Source organism: Caulobacter sp. FV2ye17ST, assembly GCF_058680955.1.
This window is the reverse complement of sequence record NZ_CM178727.1, coordinates 3,554,094-3,567,913: the sequence shown is the minus strand read 5'-3', so window position 1 is coordinate 3,567,913 and position 13,820 is coordinate 3,554,094. Positions and strand designations below refer to the sequence as shown.

General features: G+C 66.0%; 13 protein-coding genes. 2 read left to right on the top strand and 11 right to left on the bottom strand.

Annotated elements, in window-relative coordinates; genetic code table 11:
• Positions 1 to 22 precede the first annotated feature (22 nt).
• The 3 genes from ACW17V_RS17050 to ACW17V_RS17040 form a co-directional block, all read right to left on the bottom strand.
• Positions 23 to 877, bottom strand: coding sequence for an FRG domain-containing protein (locus tag ACW17V_RS17050; RefSeq protein WP_492106244.1), 855 nt, complete (start codon positions 875 to 877; stop codon positions 23 to 25).
• Positions 878 to 1,270 (bottom strand): DUF4160 domain-containing protein, encoded by a 393-nt coding sequence (locus ACW17V_RS17045; protein WP_492106243.1) that lies wholly within the window; start codon positions 1,268 to 1,270, stop codon positions 878 to 880.
• Positions 1,271 to 1,803: 533 nt separating this feature from the next.
• The gene (locus ACW17V_RS17040; protein WP_492106242.1) at positions 1,804 to 3,330 is read right to left on the bottom strand and encodes an N-acyl-D-amino-acid deacylase family protein; all 1,527 of its coding nucleotides are present in this window, start codon (positions 3,328 to 3,330) and stop codon (positions 1,804 to 1,806) included.
• Positions 3,331 to 3,497: 167 nt separating this feature from the next.
• Between ACW17V_RS17040 and ACW17V_RS17035 the strand changes: the two genes are divergently transcribed.
• Complete coding sequence (locus ACW17V_RS17035; protein WP_492106241.1) at positions 3,498 to 4,013, top strand: Lrp/AsnC family transcriptional regulator; 516 nt, start codon at positions 3,498 to 3,500, stop codon at positions 4,011 to 4,013.
• Here the strand turns inward: ACW17V_RS17035 and ACW17V_RS17030 are convergent.
• From ACW17V_RS17030 to ACW17V_RS17005, 6 genes are all read right to left on the bottom strand, one after another.
• Positions 4,010 to 4,996 (bottom strand): dipeptide epimerase, encoded by a 987-nt coding sequence (locus ACW17V_RS17030; protein WP_492106240.1) that lies wholly within the window; start codon positions 4,994 to 4,996, stop codon positions 4,010 to 4,012. The genes ACW17V_RS17035 and ACW17V_RS17030 overlap by 4 nt on opposite strands.
• The gene (locus tag ACW17V_RS17025; RefSeq protein ID WP_492106239.1) at positions 4,996 to 6,024 is read right to left on the bottom strand and encodes an N-acetyltransferase DgcN family protein; all 1,029 of its coding nucleotides are present in this window, start codon (positions 6,022 to 6,024) and stop codon (positions 4,996 to 4,998) included. The genes ACW17V_RS17030 and ACW17V_RS17025 overlap by 1 nt, the downstream gene beginning before the upstream one ends.
• A gap of 56 nt (positions 6,025 to 6,080) precedes the next feature.
• Positions 6,081 to 6,413, bottom strand: a complete 333-nt coding sequence (locus ACW17V_RS17020) for an Lrp/AsnC ligand binding domain-containing protein (RefSeq protein WP_492106238.1) — start codon at positions 6,411 to 6,413, stop codon at positions 6,081 to 6,083.
• Between the two features lie 102 nt (positions 6,414 to 6,515).
• Entirely contained in the window at positions 6,516 to 6,962 is a 447-nt protein-coding gene (locus ACW17V_RS17015; protein ID WP_492106237.1) for an Lrp/AsnC family transcriptional regulator, read from the bottom strand.
• A 33-nt stretch (positions 6,963 to 6,995) separates the two neighbouring features.
• Complete coding sequence (locus tag ACW17V_RS17010) at positions 6,996 to 8,009, bottom strand: isoaspartyl peptidase/L-asparaginase family protein (RefSeq protein WP_492106236.1); 1,014 nt, start codon at positions 8,007 to 8,009, stop codon at positions 6,996 to 6,998.
• A 58-nt stretch (positions 8,010 to 8,067) separates the two neighbouring features.
• Complete coding sequence (locus ACW17V_RS17005) at positions 8,068 to 9,084, bottom strand: cyanophycinase (RefSeq protein ID WP_492106235.1); 1,017 nt, start codon at positions 9,082 to 9,084, stop codon at positions 8,068 to 8,070.
• 289 nt (positions 9,085 to 9,373) lie between these two features.
• On the opposite strand from ACW17V_RS17005, the gene ACW17V_RS17000 reads away from it, so the two are divergent.
• Positions 9,374 to 12,184 (top strand): TonB-dependent receptor plug domain-containing protein, encoded by a 2,811-nt coding sequence (locus ACW17V_RS17000; RefSeq protein ID WP_492106234.1) that lies wholly within the window; start codon positions 9,374 to 9,376, stop codon positions 12,182 to 12,184.
• 52 nt (positions 12,185 to 12,236) lie between these two features.
• Here the strand turns inward: ACW17V_RS17000 and ACW17V_RS16995 are convergent, their stop codons facing one another.
• Complete coding sequence (locus ACW17V_RS16995) at positions 12,237 to 12,998, bottom strand: LOG family protein (protein WP_492108818.1); 762 nt, start codon at positions 12,996 to 12,998, stop codon at positions 12,237 to 12,239.
• Positions 12,999 to 13,027: 29 nt separating this feature from the next.
• Complete coding sequence (locus ACW17V_RS16990) at positions 13,028 to 13,624, bottom strand: NAD(P)H-dependent oxidoreductase (protein WP_492106233.1); 597 nt, start codon at positions 13,622 to 13,624, stop codon at positions 13,028 to 13,030.
• Positions 13,625 to 13,820: the final 196 nt, after the last annotated feature.

Genomic DNA, 13,820 nt, shown 5'->3' with positions numbered 1-13,820 from the left:
AAACGCCGCGTTTCCATGCCGCTTAAACGCCCACTTCATCGTCGGCTACGGGCGTCACCTTGCTCATGATGTACCGGGCAGCTGATTCAATTTCCGGAAACATCGTACTCTCGTTGATGCCGACGCGATCTAAAGAATCTCGAATTTTCTTTTTAGAGGCGGCAGGGATGACCGTTCTAGCCACCTTGAAGCCTTGGTCATTTTCGTCTGCCAAGGATGTTTTCAGTCCGAATACAAGGAATGCCCCTTGCTGAGCTAATAGTCGGCTATTTTTTAGCCTGGGCTTTACGGCTACTGGGCCGTCCAAATGTTCTCGTTTCATTTCGGCCAAAAAGTATGGCTTTTCCGATTTTATGAACTGAAGGAGTCGCTTTCCAGCAGGCGAAGCCGCTACGTCGGCATCAGAAGCGCAGCGCCTTATTTGATCACGCTCCATTCCGCTCAGATTGGACAAATTGGCAACGCAGCTCACGGTGTCGCTGTCGTAATATTTTACACGCTGACTTGGCGCGGTGATTCTTACCACCTCGCCATCTTCGGTAAATAAAGACGAGCACGTGAAAAACAAAGCTATAAGCGGGTTACTAGTTACATCCAGCAATCGGGTCTTGAGAGAATAATGCTGCATCCGTACTAGGTGTTCAAATACGCCGACGTCGCCCGAAAACTCAGATGGTCGAATTGAAACCAACTCCCGCAGTATGTTCTTTTCATGTTTTCGGTTTGCTGCAGCCCGAAACAGGCCGGGCTTTAGGGTGTGGCCCGTTGAATTGTGCCCGCGATATAGCTGCACCTCTTTCGAATTCGGCTTTCGCGCCTCAACTCGTCGGATGTACTCCGCGAGAGTCGTGACGGGAGCGGGCGATGCGGCGGCCATTTAGATTTCCTCGACCAGGCATTCGGGCGGAACGGCCATTGCGCCAACTTGGCAATCCGTCGGCCTAGTCCTGTTCCATACCGTGATCAGCTCGCAGTAGTGGGCTTTCCACCATTGCCGAATATTCCGATCAAAGCGCTCTAGACCCTTCACCCCCCGAAGACGCTTGCCATCGGACAGATCGAAGCTTGCATTCTCGCCGGCAAATTTGACGTGGAAATGGGGCGGCGGATGTTCATCCGCCAAGATGACGATCACCATCTTGTTGAGGCGGCCGACCTCCTCCTCGTTGAGATTTCGCCACCCGCGATCATCAATGATCGGACCTTGGTGCAAACTCTCTTCCAGCTCGTCGGCCAAATTTGCAGGAACGGTTACGGAGACAGTGGGCACATCATTTCCTAGCCGAATTGGATCTACGCACTCTGTCTGACGCGAGACGTAACTGGAAGAGGCATTTCCTTGGGCGAACGTTCGCTTCCCTCATGCAGTTGAAAGTCGGCACACATGGTGTTTGATTGGCTGGGCTGAGAGGGCGTTCTCAAACTTGGTTAGGATGAGTTGTAAGTCTGCTGGCCGATCCATTGGGTGCCGATTAAGGCTGGAAGACGGGAGGCAACATCGCTCATGGCTCGATGTTCGAGGTGCCTTCTGCTAGCTCTAATAAGGCGGTTCTGGCAGTAGCGACTCGTCCGAGCTAGGCCCTGCGGGCCGCCCGCTTGGGCTTGAGCCATTTCCAACCCAACAGCCCTACTTCGTTGAAACTCTTGCTCTTTTCAGGTGACTACGAATCTGAGGGTCGGACGTTCGAATCGTTCCGGGCGCGCCATTTTCTTCCAGGACAATCAGAACCACCCGAGCGGGGCCAACGCCCCGGGCGGCGGCGTGTTTTGTCGGGGCGAGCGCGGGTCTTGACCCGGCCTTTTCTAGGACGCGGCCCTGCGGACGACGGCGCCGGGGCGGGTGCCTGTGGTGCGGCCGTCCTGGAACACCAGAACGCCATTGACCCAGACCTTGGCGATCCCTGTGGCGAGGGCGTTGGGATGGGCGATGTCGGAGCGGTCGGCGACCGTGGCCGGGTCCAGCAGCACCAGGTCGGCGAAGGCGCCCGGGATGATCGTCCCGCGCCCGGCGATGCCCAGCTGGGCGGCGGTCTGGGCGGTCATCTTGTGGACGGCCCGTTCCAGGGTCAGGGTCTGCTTCTCGCGCACATAGACCCGCAGGATCCGGGCGAAGGCCCCGAAGCCGCGCGGATGCAGACCGTGGGTCATGCCGTCCGAGCAGATCACCGCATGGTCCCAGCCGATGAAGGCGTCGATGTCGGACCCGGTCATGGCCGTGCCGATCACCGCGTCGACCCGGTCAACCTCGGGATGGGCCAGATGATAGGCCTCCGACTGGCGGGTCAGGGCCAGATAGGTCTCGGCGGGATCGGCGCCGCGTTCGGCGGCGATGTCGGCGATGGTCTTGCCCACCAGCGACGGATCGGGCGCGAACACCGCCAGCCGCATGCCGGCCGGGGTGGTCAGCTTGGTCAGGGCGAAGCGGGCGGCGGCCAGGTCGTTGAAGTCGCGCTCCGGCAGCAGCACCGCCAGATTGCTCTGCCAGTATTCGTAGGGATAGACGTCGGCGGTGATGTCCACGCCCTGGGCGCGGGCGGCGTCCAGCCTGGCCAGGAGTTGCGGCGCCTGGCCCCAGCGGTCGACGATGGCGATCTTCAGATGCGAGATCTGGACGGGCAGTTTCGCCTCGCGGCCGATGGCGATGATCTCGTCGATCGCCGCATCCAGCTTCACGTCCTCGCTGCGCAGGTGGCTGATATAGCGGCCGTGGCCGGCGGCGGCCGTCTTGGCCAGGGCCATGACCTCGTCCGGGGTCGAGAAGATGCCGGGGTCGTATTCCAGCCCCGTCGACAGGCCCAGCGAGCCGGCCTGGAGATCCGAGGTCAGGTCGGCCTGCATCGCCGCGATCTCGGCGGGCGTCGCGGCGCGCTTGTAGTCCGATCCCATGGCCCGCTCGCGCAGGGAGCCATGGCCGGTATAGGAGGCGACATTGATGGCCAGCGGGGCCTTTTCCAGGCCGGCGAAATAGGTCTTCAGCGGAAACGACGACTCGCCGTCCTCGCCCACGACGATGGTGGTCACCCCCTGGGCGGTGAGCGGGGTCATGTCGGGGGTCTGCTCGGCCTGGCGGTCGTGATGGCTGTGGGCGTCGATGAAGCCTGGGGCCAGGACCAGGCCGCTGGCGTCCACCACCGTATCGTCCGGCGCCTTGGCCAGCTTGCCGACGGCGACGATGCGGTCACCGTCCAGGCGGACGCTGACGGCCCGCGACGGCGCGCCCGTGCCGTCCACCACGCGGGCGCCGACGATCAGGGTCGAGGCCAGGGCGGTGGAGCTCATCAGCAGGGACAGGCCCAGGGCGATGGCTGTGCGGGAGAGGGTGCGCGTCATGTCTCGGCCTTCCGGTGTGCGGTGTTCACAATAGCGCGCGGCGGCGAGGGTTTTCGCCGTTTCCCGCCGCGCCGGCGACAGGATCTCAGGGGCGGCGTGGCGATCACGACCTTACCCCGCGCTTGGTTTGCGCTAAGCAGGGCGGCGACATCAGCAAGGATTTCGGGATGACCGCGAACGACCCGCGCAAGGACATCGACCGTATCGACATCAAGATCCTGGCCCTGCTTCACCGTCAGGGCCGGGTGACCAAGGCGGCGATGGGCGAGGCGGTCGGCCTGTCGGCGTCGCGCTGCTGGGAGCGGATGAAGAAGCTGGAAAAGGCCAGGATCATTCGCGGCTATCATGCCGAGGTCGATCTGGGCCGTCTGGCCAAGCTCTCGACCTTCGTGGTGCAGATCAAGCTCACCGACTTCTCCTACGCCAAGGCCAAGACCTTCGAGATAGGGATCGCGGCGCATCCGAATATCGTCTCCTGCCAGGCCGTGCTGGGCGATGTCGACTATCTGATCACGGTCGCGGCCTTCGGCATCGAGCACTATCAGACCATCATGGAGGGGCTGCTCGATACCTTGAGCGTCCCCTTCGACTACGTGACCTTCCCGGTGACCAAGAAGCTGAAGGGCGAGGCCGGGCTGGATCTGGCGAAGTTGCTGGCCACGGCCGAGGACCTCGACGACTAGCCCCACAGGGCCGCCGCGGGGGGGCGCAGGATCGCATCGCGATAGCCGAAGCCGTGCTCGATGTCGGACACCAGCTGGATCGGACAGTCGAGGTCGACGATCTCGCAGTCCTGGGCCACCAGCAGGCCCGGCGCGATGCCCAGCGAGGTGCCCTCCATGCAGCCGATCATCAGTCTCAGCCCTCGGGCGCGGGCGGCCTCGGTCAAGGCCAGGGCCTCGGTCAGGCCGCCGCACTTGTCCAGCTTGATGTTGCAGAAGGCGTAGCGCCCGACGATCCGGTCCAGGTCGGCGCGGTCGTCGAAGGACTCGTCGGCGCACAGGGGCACCTGGCCCGTATAGCCCAGGAGGGCGTCGTCCTGTCCGACGGGCAGGGGCTGTTCCACCAGCTCGACCCCCAGGGCCGAAAGACGGGGGGTGTAGGCGTTCAGCTGATCCAGGGTCCAGCCCTGGTTGGCGTCGGCGATCAGGCGGGCGCGGGGGGCGGCGGCGCGGATCGCCTCCAGCCGTTCCAGATCAAGCGCATCGCCCAGCTTGACCTTCAGGCAGGGGAAGTCGGGGGCCCAGCGCGCGGCCTTGGCGGCCATGGCGGCGGGCGTATCCATGCCCAGGGTGACGAAGGTCTCGATGGGACGCAGCGGAGCCAGACCGGCTCGAACGGCGACCGGAACGCCGGTCAGCTTGGCCTCAAGGTCCCACAGCGCGCAATCGACAGCGTTGCGCGCCCCGCCACGCGGCAGGCGGGCGGCGATGCACGCGCGGTCCAGAAGCATGCCGGCTTCAAACTCGCCCGCCAGAGCCTGCACCTGCAACAGCATCGTCTGTGGCGTGTCACCCAGATAGTCGACTCCCGCCGCCTCGCCCCGTCCGATCGCGCCGCGCGCCGCGATCTCCACATGAAGCACGTTGGCCTCCGTGTAGACGTGGCGGGCGATGACGAAGGGCTCGGTCAGGGGGTGCGCCTCGACCCGCGCGGTCAGCCGCATCAGGCGGCGTCCGAGCGCGCTTCCGCCGTGAGCAGCAGGCCATCGACGATGGCTGCCACGCCGGTCCGCACCGGATCGCAGCACGGCAGGCCCAGGGCGGTCTCCGTTTCGCGCAGGTAGTCGGCGGCGGCCTGGGGCGTCAGGCGCGAGGTGTTGATGCAGACACCGGCCATGCGAACGGCCGGATTGGTCAGGGCCGCCAGGCGCAGGTTCAGGGCGATGGCCTCGGCCAGGGACGGGGTGGGGAAGGTCTCCAGCCCGTCGATGGCGGTGCGGGTGGCGTCGTGGCACAGCACCAGGGCGTCGGGCTGGCTGCCGTGCAACAGGCCAAGCGTCACGCCGGCATAGGCCGGATGGAACAGCGAGCCCTGGCCCTCGATGACGTCCCAGTGGCCAGGCGCGGCGGCCGGGCTCAGTTGCTCGGCGGCGCCGGCGACGAAGTCGGAGATGATGGCGTCGATGGGCGCGCCGGACCCCGCGATGAAGATGCCGGTCTGGCCGGTGGCCCGGAAGTCGGCGGCGGCGCCGCGCGCCTTGAGTTCCTTGGTGATGGCGAGGGCCGCGTACATCTTGCCCACGGCGCAGTCGGTGCCGACGGTCAGCAGGCGGCTGCCAGTGCGCTTTTCACCGGTTCCCACGGCCAGGAACTCCGGCGACGGCTCGCGCGCCTCGATCAGCCGGCGGCCCAGCCGCTCGGCGGTCTCGCGCACCCTGGGCAGGCTGGCCATGCGGGTGTGAAGGCCCGAGACCAGGTCCAGCCCCGCCTCCAGCGCCTCGATCAGGACGGCTTCCCAGTGGGGCGGGATATAGCCGCCGGCATTGGCCACGCCCAGCAGCAGCGAGCGCGCGCCGGCCGCGTGGGCGGCCCTGGGCGTCATGTCGGGCAGGCCCAGATCGGCCTCGCAGCCGGGCAGGCGAAGCTGGCCGAGGCAGGCGTCGGGACGCCAGTGGGCGACGCCCGAGGCGGTCTTGGCGCTGACCCGGTCTACGTCTCCGAGGAACATCAGGCAGGGATAGGGCAGTTCCACGACAGCACCTCGTTGTAGACGTCGTCAGTTAGGGTCGAGACCGATGGCCGGTGGGCTCAGTCAGTCGCCGGTGATCGGGTGAAGGGAGCGGCCAGGGGGCGGGGCAGGACCACCGAGGCCAGGGCGCGCCGCACGCCGGCCAGGGCGTGGATCCGGTCGACGGCTCGCTCGAGATCCTCGGCGCGGCGGGCCTCGACCACCGCCACCAGATCATAGTCGCCGGTGATCTGGTGCAGCGCGGTCAGCTCGCTCATTTCGGCCAGGCGCGCGCCGACGTCGGCGGCGTCGCGCGGCGCGACCTGAATCATCACATGGGCTCGCGGGGCGGCGTCTCCGCGGTCAGCGGCGACGCCCAGGAAGGCCGGACTTGCGATCTCGACGGCGATCAAGGCTGAACTCCCTCACTCTTGGTGGAGAGTTTAGTGTTGGAGCGGCCTCAAAAAACGCCGTGTTTGGGCGCTGTGGCGAGAGAAACGCTCGTCAGTTCGCGTTCAGCGCAGAATCTTGGTCGCCAACAGGATCGAGGACGTCGTGCGCTCGACCCCTTCAAGGGCGCCGATGCGGTCGATCAGGGCGTTCAGCTCGGTGACCGTCTCGGCTTCGATCAGGGCGATCAGGTCGTACTCGCCGCTGATGGCGTGCAGGGCTGACAGCTCGGCGATGGCCGCCAGCTCCTCTTCCGTGGTCTTGGCCAGCTTCAGCTGGACCTTGATCATCACCTGGGCGCGGATCAGCCGGCGGTCATAGTCGCTGCCCAGGCGCACGGTGTAGCCCTGGATGACGCCGTCCTGTTCCAGGCGGCTGAGACGGGCATAGATATTGGCCCGCGACAGGCCAAGGTCGGCGGCCAGCTTGGTGACCGGCTGGCGCGAGTCCTGGCGCAGCATCGCCAGCAACCGCCGGTCGACATCGGCAAGGTTCTGGTCGTCCGACTTCATCGGCCCCTCCTCGTGTCGGTCCCGACCATCAGCTCACTTCGGCGAAGGTTCGTTGGTGTAGATCGCCGTGCGCGGGGTCGGGAGGGCCGACGAGATGGCCCCGCGATACATGCCCAGGTCGTTCATGCCGAACGCGGGGCGACCCTGGCCGTCCATGGCGATCAGGCCGCCGTCGCCGCCGATCCTGGTGATCGAGGCCATGGTCTGGTCGGCCGCCGTCTGGACGTCCTCGCCCTTCCAGGCGATGCGGTCGCAGACCTGACGGGCGGCGGTCTCGCGGATGAAGTATTCGCCCGATCCCGTGGCCGAAACCGCGCAGACGCCATCCCGGGCATAGGTGCCCGCCCCGATGATCGGCGTATCGCCGACCCGGGCCCAGCGCTTGCCGGTCATGCCGCCCGTCGAGGTCGCGGCCGCGATGTGTCCGGCCTGGTCCAGCGCCACCGCGCCCACGGTGCCGAACAGGTGGGTGGGGTCCAGAACGGCGAGGTGGTCCTTGCGCCAGGTCTCCAGCTGCTTCCAGCGCTCCTCGGTGCGGAAATAGCTGGGATCAACCTGCTCCAGACCCTGTTCCTTGGAAAATTGGTCGGCGCCTTCGCGGGTCAGCATGACGTGCGGGGACTTCTCCATCACCGCGCGGGCCAGACTGATCGGATTGCGGGTGCGGGTTACGCCGGCCACGGCACCGGCCTTCAGGGTGGCGCCGTCCATGATCGAGGCGTCCAGCTCGTTCTTGCCCTCGGCGGTGAAGACCGCGCCCTTGCCGGCGTTGAACAGTGGATTGTCCTCCAGCGTCCGCACGACGGTCTCGACCGCGTCCAGGCTGGAGCCCCCGGACTTCAGCACCTTGGCGCCGGCCTCCAGCGCGGCGTCTAGACCGGCGCGATAGGCCTTTTCCTTCTCTGGCGTCATGGCGCTGCGGTCCAGTACGCCGGATCCTCCGTGAACGGCCAGAGACCACTTGTTCTCGGCCGCCATGACCGGCGCCGAGGCCGCGCACAGGGCCAGGATCGACAGGCTGAGCGAGCGGATCTTGGAAGGTGTCATTGCAATTCTCTTGGGCAGGCCGGAGGCGGGTTTGGGCGAAAACGCGGGGAACGGGCGGTCAGCGGTCGCTGCGGATCAGCACGCCGTCCTTGACCTGGGCGGTCAGGGTAAAGGCTGGCTGCGTCACCTTGAAGGTCTTGAAATCCAGTGTGCTGTTCGGCCCCACACCGATGATGGGGAGGGGCGCATAGGTCAGCGGCTGGCCGGCGATGATGGTGGCGGGCTTGGCCATGGGGCGCACCAGCCAGGCGTGACCAGGACCATAGAACCGGCCCACGCCGTCGCCGTCGATCAGCATCGCCGCGCCTTCATCGATGCCGAGGCCTGTGATCGTCGGGTCGTTCTCTTCCTGGATCAGCCGTCCGACGAAGGCCACGAGGCGGCCCTGGCGATCGCGCTTGTCGAAGTGGCTGTCGGTGATGACCTTCGACAGCCAGGGCAGGTGCAGGAAGTCGCGCACCAGGGTGACGCTGGCGCCGGTGGGATTCTTCAGCGCCTCGGGCGAGGTGATGCTGATCGAATCCAGGCAGCCGTAGGCATAGCCGCCCAGAATGGCGAGGCCGGCGCTGGTGCCGCCGATCGGCTTGCCGGCCTTGACGTGGGCGTCCAGCGCCTTGTTCAGGGCCGTGCCCTTCCAGGCGCGGACATAGTTGCTCTGGTCGCCGCCGCCGAAGAAGATTCCGTCGGCGCGGGCGATGATGGCCAGCAGCTTGGGATCCTCGCCGGCGTCTTCGTTCTGGATCACCAGGGTCTCGACCGAGGCGACGCCGCCGACATCCTTGTAGATCTCGTCCTGCAGCTCGCGGCCGCCGCGGGCCCGCAGCACCACGATGTGGCCGCCGCCGGACTGCTTGATGAACTGGCGGAAGGCCTCCAGCGGCCAGTCGCCGCCGCCCATCAGGGCCAGCAGCGGACCCGTCTTGCCCGGCGTCGGCGCGGCGATATCGCCGATCACATAGTACTCATAGCCTGGGCCGACGGCGTCGGGACCCTTGGCGGGTGTATCGGCCGCGCGTGCGGCGAGGGGAAGGAGCAGGGCCGCCGCCATCGCGACCGCCGAAATTCTAGCCAGCATCATATCCATCCCTCGCCTGTCGCGATCCTGGCCGTGGGCGCTGCGCCAGGTCCAGAGGCCAAACCTGCGCCGGACCCTCGTCGAGCCTGTTTCCGGGCTCAACGCCCCAGATCCGTGCGCTGTGCATCAAAGCTGCACGTGGAACACATTGTGTCCACCAAATCTGACAATTTGATCTTTTCAGCTTTCAATTTGCGCGAAATGCAATCCAACATGATGAGGCCTCGGGGTGCAACCCGGCGTCGGGCCTGTCCACGGGAATGGATGCGCCGCTAAAAAAGAGGGGATAATGATGAAGATGCATCTGCTGAGGGCCAGCGCCCTTGCCGGCGCGGCGGGCCTGATGATCACCGGCCAGGCGCTTGCGCAAACCACCCCGCAGACCGACGAGAACGCGGTCGAGGCCCTGGTCGTCACCGGCTCGCGCATTCCCCGGATCGCCACCGAGGGCCCGGCCCCCGTTACCGTCATCACCAGCGAGGCCATCAAGGCGGCCGGCTTCAACAGCGTGCCGGATGTGCTTCGCAGCCTCACCCAGAACGGCGGCGAGACCCAGACCCAGCAGTCGTCCAGCGGCGCGGATTGGACGCCCGGCGCCCAGCAGGTCGACCTGCGCGGCCTTGGCCCCAATCATACCCTGGTGCTGGTCAACGGTCGCCGCATCGCCGACTTCCCCCTGCCGTTCAACGGCAAAAGCGCCTTCACCGACACCTCCTCGATCCCGCTGGGCATGATCGACCGCATCGAGGTGCTGAGCGGCAGCGCCTCGGCCGTCTATGGCTCGGACGCCATTTCGGGCGTGGTGAACTTCAATCTGAAGAAGAAGGCCGACGGCACGATCGTCGACGTCACCTTCGGCGGTCTCGAGCACGGCGGCGCCAGCAGCCAGCGCGTCAACGTCTCCAGCGGTTTTTCCCAGGGTGACTTCGACCTGGTGATCGGCGGCGAGTTCGTCAACCAGAAGCCCCTCTGGGCCTATGACCGCGATATCCAGGACAGCACCAAGGACGCTCCGACCGCCCGCGCCCGCATCGCGCGCCGCGACTTCCTGCGCATGGACCCGGATGCCGAAGTCTATATCGATCCGGGCCGCGCCACCTGCGCCACGCTCAGCAAGCTGAACGGCGGGTCAGTGGAATATGCCAGCCGACCGGGCTGGGGCGACTATGACGCCGATCTGGACGACTATGGCCCCGGCTATTACTGCGGCAGCTATAGCTCGATCGGCTACGGCACCATCATCAGCGAGCGCAAGAGCGCCAATGTCGTGGCCTCGCTGAACTACGCCAAGACCGATGATTTGTCGTTCTTCGCCGACATCTCGGCCGGCTACAGCCGCACCCGTCAATTCCAGGACGTGCTGAACTGGGAATACCAGGACGCCAACGGCAGCGAAGACGGCATCTTCTACAACCAGTTCTCGGGCGCTCTGGACCTGTGGCACCGCAACTTCACGCCCGAGGAAATGGGCGGCTTCAGCAAGGGCTACATCAAGAACGTCTCGCGCACCTTCAGCATCACGCCGGGCGTCAAGGGCGCGCTGGGCGGCGGCTGGGACTACGAGGCCTTCTACAATTTCAGCCAGTACAAGTCGTCGATCAGCTGGCCCAAGGTCGTGACCTCCAAGGCCACGGCCCTGTTCCTGGGCGCGCAACTGGGCGTCGATGACGACAGCGGCTATCCGATCTTCAACGCCGACCCGGCCCGCCTCTACAGGCCGCTGACGGTCGCCGAGTTCGATTCGATCACCGCCCGCACCACCTACAAGCCGGTGGCGCGTCAGCAGGGCGTGTCGTTCCAGGTCAACAAGGCCGACCTGTTCACCCTCCCGGCCGGTCCGGTGGGCTTCGCCGCCGTCGCCGAACTGGGCAAGCAGTCCTACAAGCTGGGCCTCGATCCCCTGGCCACCCAGAACTATTACTACGGTCTGCGCGACGCTGACGGCGATGGCTCGCGCAAGCGCTGGGGCGCCGGCTACGAGTTCCGCGCGCCGCTGTTCAAGGGCATGGAGCTGAGCACGGCTGGCCGTTACGACGGCTACAAGTACGGCGGCAACACCATCGACAAGTTCACCTACAACGGCGGACTTGAGTGGCGGCCGCTCAAGACCCTGCTGCTGCGCGGCGCCTATGGCACCGGCTTCCGGGCCCCCGATCTGCACTATGTGTTCGCCAAGGAAGGCATCAGCCACCCCTCGGGCACCGACTATTTCCGCTGCCGCAGCGAGGAGCCCGACGAAGAGATCGGCGATTGCAGCTATGCGGGCGAGGGGCTGGTCAAGGTTCGCCTGGGCAACGCCAAGCTGAAGCCGGAAACCTCCAAGTCGCTGAACTATGGCGCGGTCTGGTCGCCGATCCGCAACTTCGACATCTCGGTCGACTATTTCCGCGTGCAGCTCGACAACGCCGTGCTCGACATGAGCCTGGACAGCGTGCTGCGCCAGGAAGCCGACTGCCGCCTGGGCAAGACCAGCGCCGGAACGGCCGTCAGCGCGTCCTCGCCGACCTGTGTCGACGCCCTGGCCCGCGTGGCCCGCAACCCGCTGACCGCGGCGATCAACCCCGGCGCCATCGCGACCGTGACGATCAATCCGATCAACGTCGCCACCGAAAAGACCAGCGGCGTTGACGTTGCCGCCCACTATCGCTGGCCGACCGAAAGCTTCGGGACGTTCAATTTCGGCCTGACCCATACCTGGGTGCACAAACACACCAGCCGGCAGTATCCGGGCGATCCGATCGAGAACCAGCTGGCCTATGACAGCGGCTTCTACATCCCGCGCTCCAAGAGCACGGGCTCGATCAACTGGACCCTGGATCGCCTGACCCTGGGCGTGCACGGCCAGCGCCTGGACCGGCTGCCCAACTACGCCGAGGACGGCTGGATCAAGGAGAGCTACCTCTATAACGCCACCGTCCAGTACGATCTGAACGACACCACCCGGATCAGCCTGGCGGTCGACAACCTGCTGGACAAGGGCCCCCAGCGCGACCCGACCTATTCGGGCTATCCCTACTATGACACCTCGTGGTTCGACTCGACCGGGCGCAGCTACTACCTGCAGCTGACCCACAAGTTCGGCGGGGCGGGCGGGCTGTAAGGCTTCCCGGCGATTGAAGGCGGCCGCCTCGCGGCCGCCTTTTCGCGAAGGTTCAGGGCGCGGGTGGTCTGGCCGCCAGGACCCGCGCCCACGCCGCTTCGGCCGTATCGGCGAAGGCGAAGAGATCCAGATCCGCCGCGTCGATCATGCCGTGCTCGACCAGCGCGTCGAAGGCGATCACCGAGCGCCAGTAGGCCTCGTCGACCAGCACGATCGGGATGGGCGGGCACTTGCGGGTCTGGCGCAGGGTCAGCAGTTCGAACAGCTCGTCGAAGGTGCCAAACCCGCCCGGAAAGACCACCAGGGCGTTGGCGCGCATGGCCAGGTGCATCTTGCGCATGGCGAAATAGTGAAACCGGAAGGTCAGATCGGGCGTCGAGTAGGGGTTGGGTCGCTGCTCGCGCGGCAGGGTGATGTTGAAGCCGATGGATGGCGCGCCCACGTCGAAAGCGCCGCGATTGGCCGCCTCCATCAGGCCGGGACCGCCGCCTGTGGCGATGACGTTGTCGCGAGGCTGGCCTTCCACATGCGTGGCCAGGCCCTGCTCGGAGACGATGCGCCCAAAGCGCCGCGCCAGGGCGTACCATTCGCCGCGCCGTCCCGGGCAATCCTCGCGCACCCGGGCGCTGCCGAAAACCACGATGGTCGAGCGCACGCCCCAGGCGCGAAGGGCTTCGTCGGCCTTGGCGAATTCCAGCAGGAACCGCACGCTGCGCATGGAGTCGCCCAGCAGGAAGTCCTGATCGAGAGCCGCCAGACGATAGGATGCGGAGGCTTCCTGCGGGCCGCTGTCCGTCGCGGGCGCGCCAGTGATCCCGTCCGAAGACTTGACCGGCATGGGCGCTAGGCCGCCGGTGCGAACAGATCATCCAGACCGACGCGCACCCGCTGCAGGACGTCGGAGCGAGACTCCTCGGTGATGTTCGAGACGATCGAGCCGAAATGTTTGTGGTCCAGAACCCGCAGGCCGCAAACGCCCGACAGGTGCAGGTCGAACACCGTCATCAGGGCTTTCAGGGCGCCGGTGTCGTTGACCCAGTCCTCGGGCGCGCCCGAGGTTGAAAAGCTGAGCAGGGTCTTGTCGTCGAGCAGCGATTCCGTGCCGCCCAGACCCGGCGCATAGCCAAAGCCCATGCTGAAAACCCGGTCGACATAGCCCTTCAGAATGGCGGGCGGGGCGTTGAACCAGAACGGGTAGACGAAGATGAAGCTGTCGACATCGGCGACCAGCGCGCGCTCGGCCACGATGTCGGCGGCGGGATGGGCGCCCGACGCCGAAGGCAGTTCCGAGGCCTTCAGGCGCGGGTCGAAGTCGAGGGCGTAGAGGTCGCGCAGCAGCACGGTGTGGCCCGTCGCGCGCAGATGCTCGACGCAGGTTCGGGCGATCGTGGCGCAGAAGCTGTCGGGCTTGGGGTGGGCGAGAATGACGGCGTGTTTCATCGGGTCGGCTCCCAGACAGCAACAGGTTGCCTCGGAACACTAGCCGTCGGTCGCCTCGTCGAATTGATCCAGATCACGGAACGGAGCAAGGTCTGGCCGATCCTGCCGGCTCCAGCAAGCCTCGCCGGCGGCGCCGCGCGAAGCGCTGCTGCGCCGCCTCAGTGCGGTGGTCGAAGGCCACGCAGGCCAAAAACGC

Bases quoted from the DNA above. Each gene is read 5' to 3' on its own strand.
- ACW17V_RS17050 (WP_492106244.1), bottom strand. From the start codon at position 877: ATGGCCGCCGCATCGCCCGCTCCCGTCACGACTCTCGCGGAGTACATC.
- ACW17V_RS17040 (WP_492106242.1), bottom strand. From the start codon at position 3,330: ATGACGCGCACCCTCTCCCGCACAGCCATCGCCCTGGGCCTGTCCCTG.
- ACW17V_RS17035 (WP_492106241.1), top strand. From the start codon at position 3,498: ATGACCGCGAACGACCCGCGCAAGGACATCGACCGTATCGACATCAAG.
- ACW17V_RS17030 (WP_492106240.1), bottom strand. From the start codon at position 4,996: ATGCGGCTGACCGCGCGGGTCGAGGCGCACCCCCTGACCGAGCCCTTC.
- ACW17V_RS17015 (WP_492106237.1), bottom strand. From the start codon at position 6,962: ATGAAGTCGGACGACCAGAACCTTGCCGATGTCGACCGGCGGTTGCTG.
- ACW17V_RS17010 (WP_492106236.1), bottom strand. From the start codon at position 8,009: ATGACACCTTCCAAGATCCGCTCGCTCAGCCTGTCGATCCTGGCCCTG.
- ACW17V_RS17005 (WP_492106235.1), bottom strand. From the start codon at position 9,084: ATGCTGGCTAGAATTTCGGCGGTCGCGATGGCGGCGGCCCTGCTCCTT.
- ACW17V_RS17000 (WP_492106234.1), top strand. From the start codon at position 9,374: ATGATGAAGATGCATCTGCTGAGGGCCAGCGCCCTTGCCGGCGCGGCG.
- ACW17V_RS16990 (WP_492106233.1), bottom strand. From the start codon at position 13,624: ATGAAACACGCCGTCATTCTCGCCCACCCCAAGCCCGACAGCTTCTGC.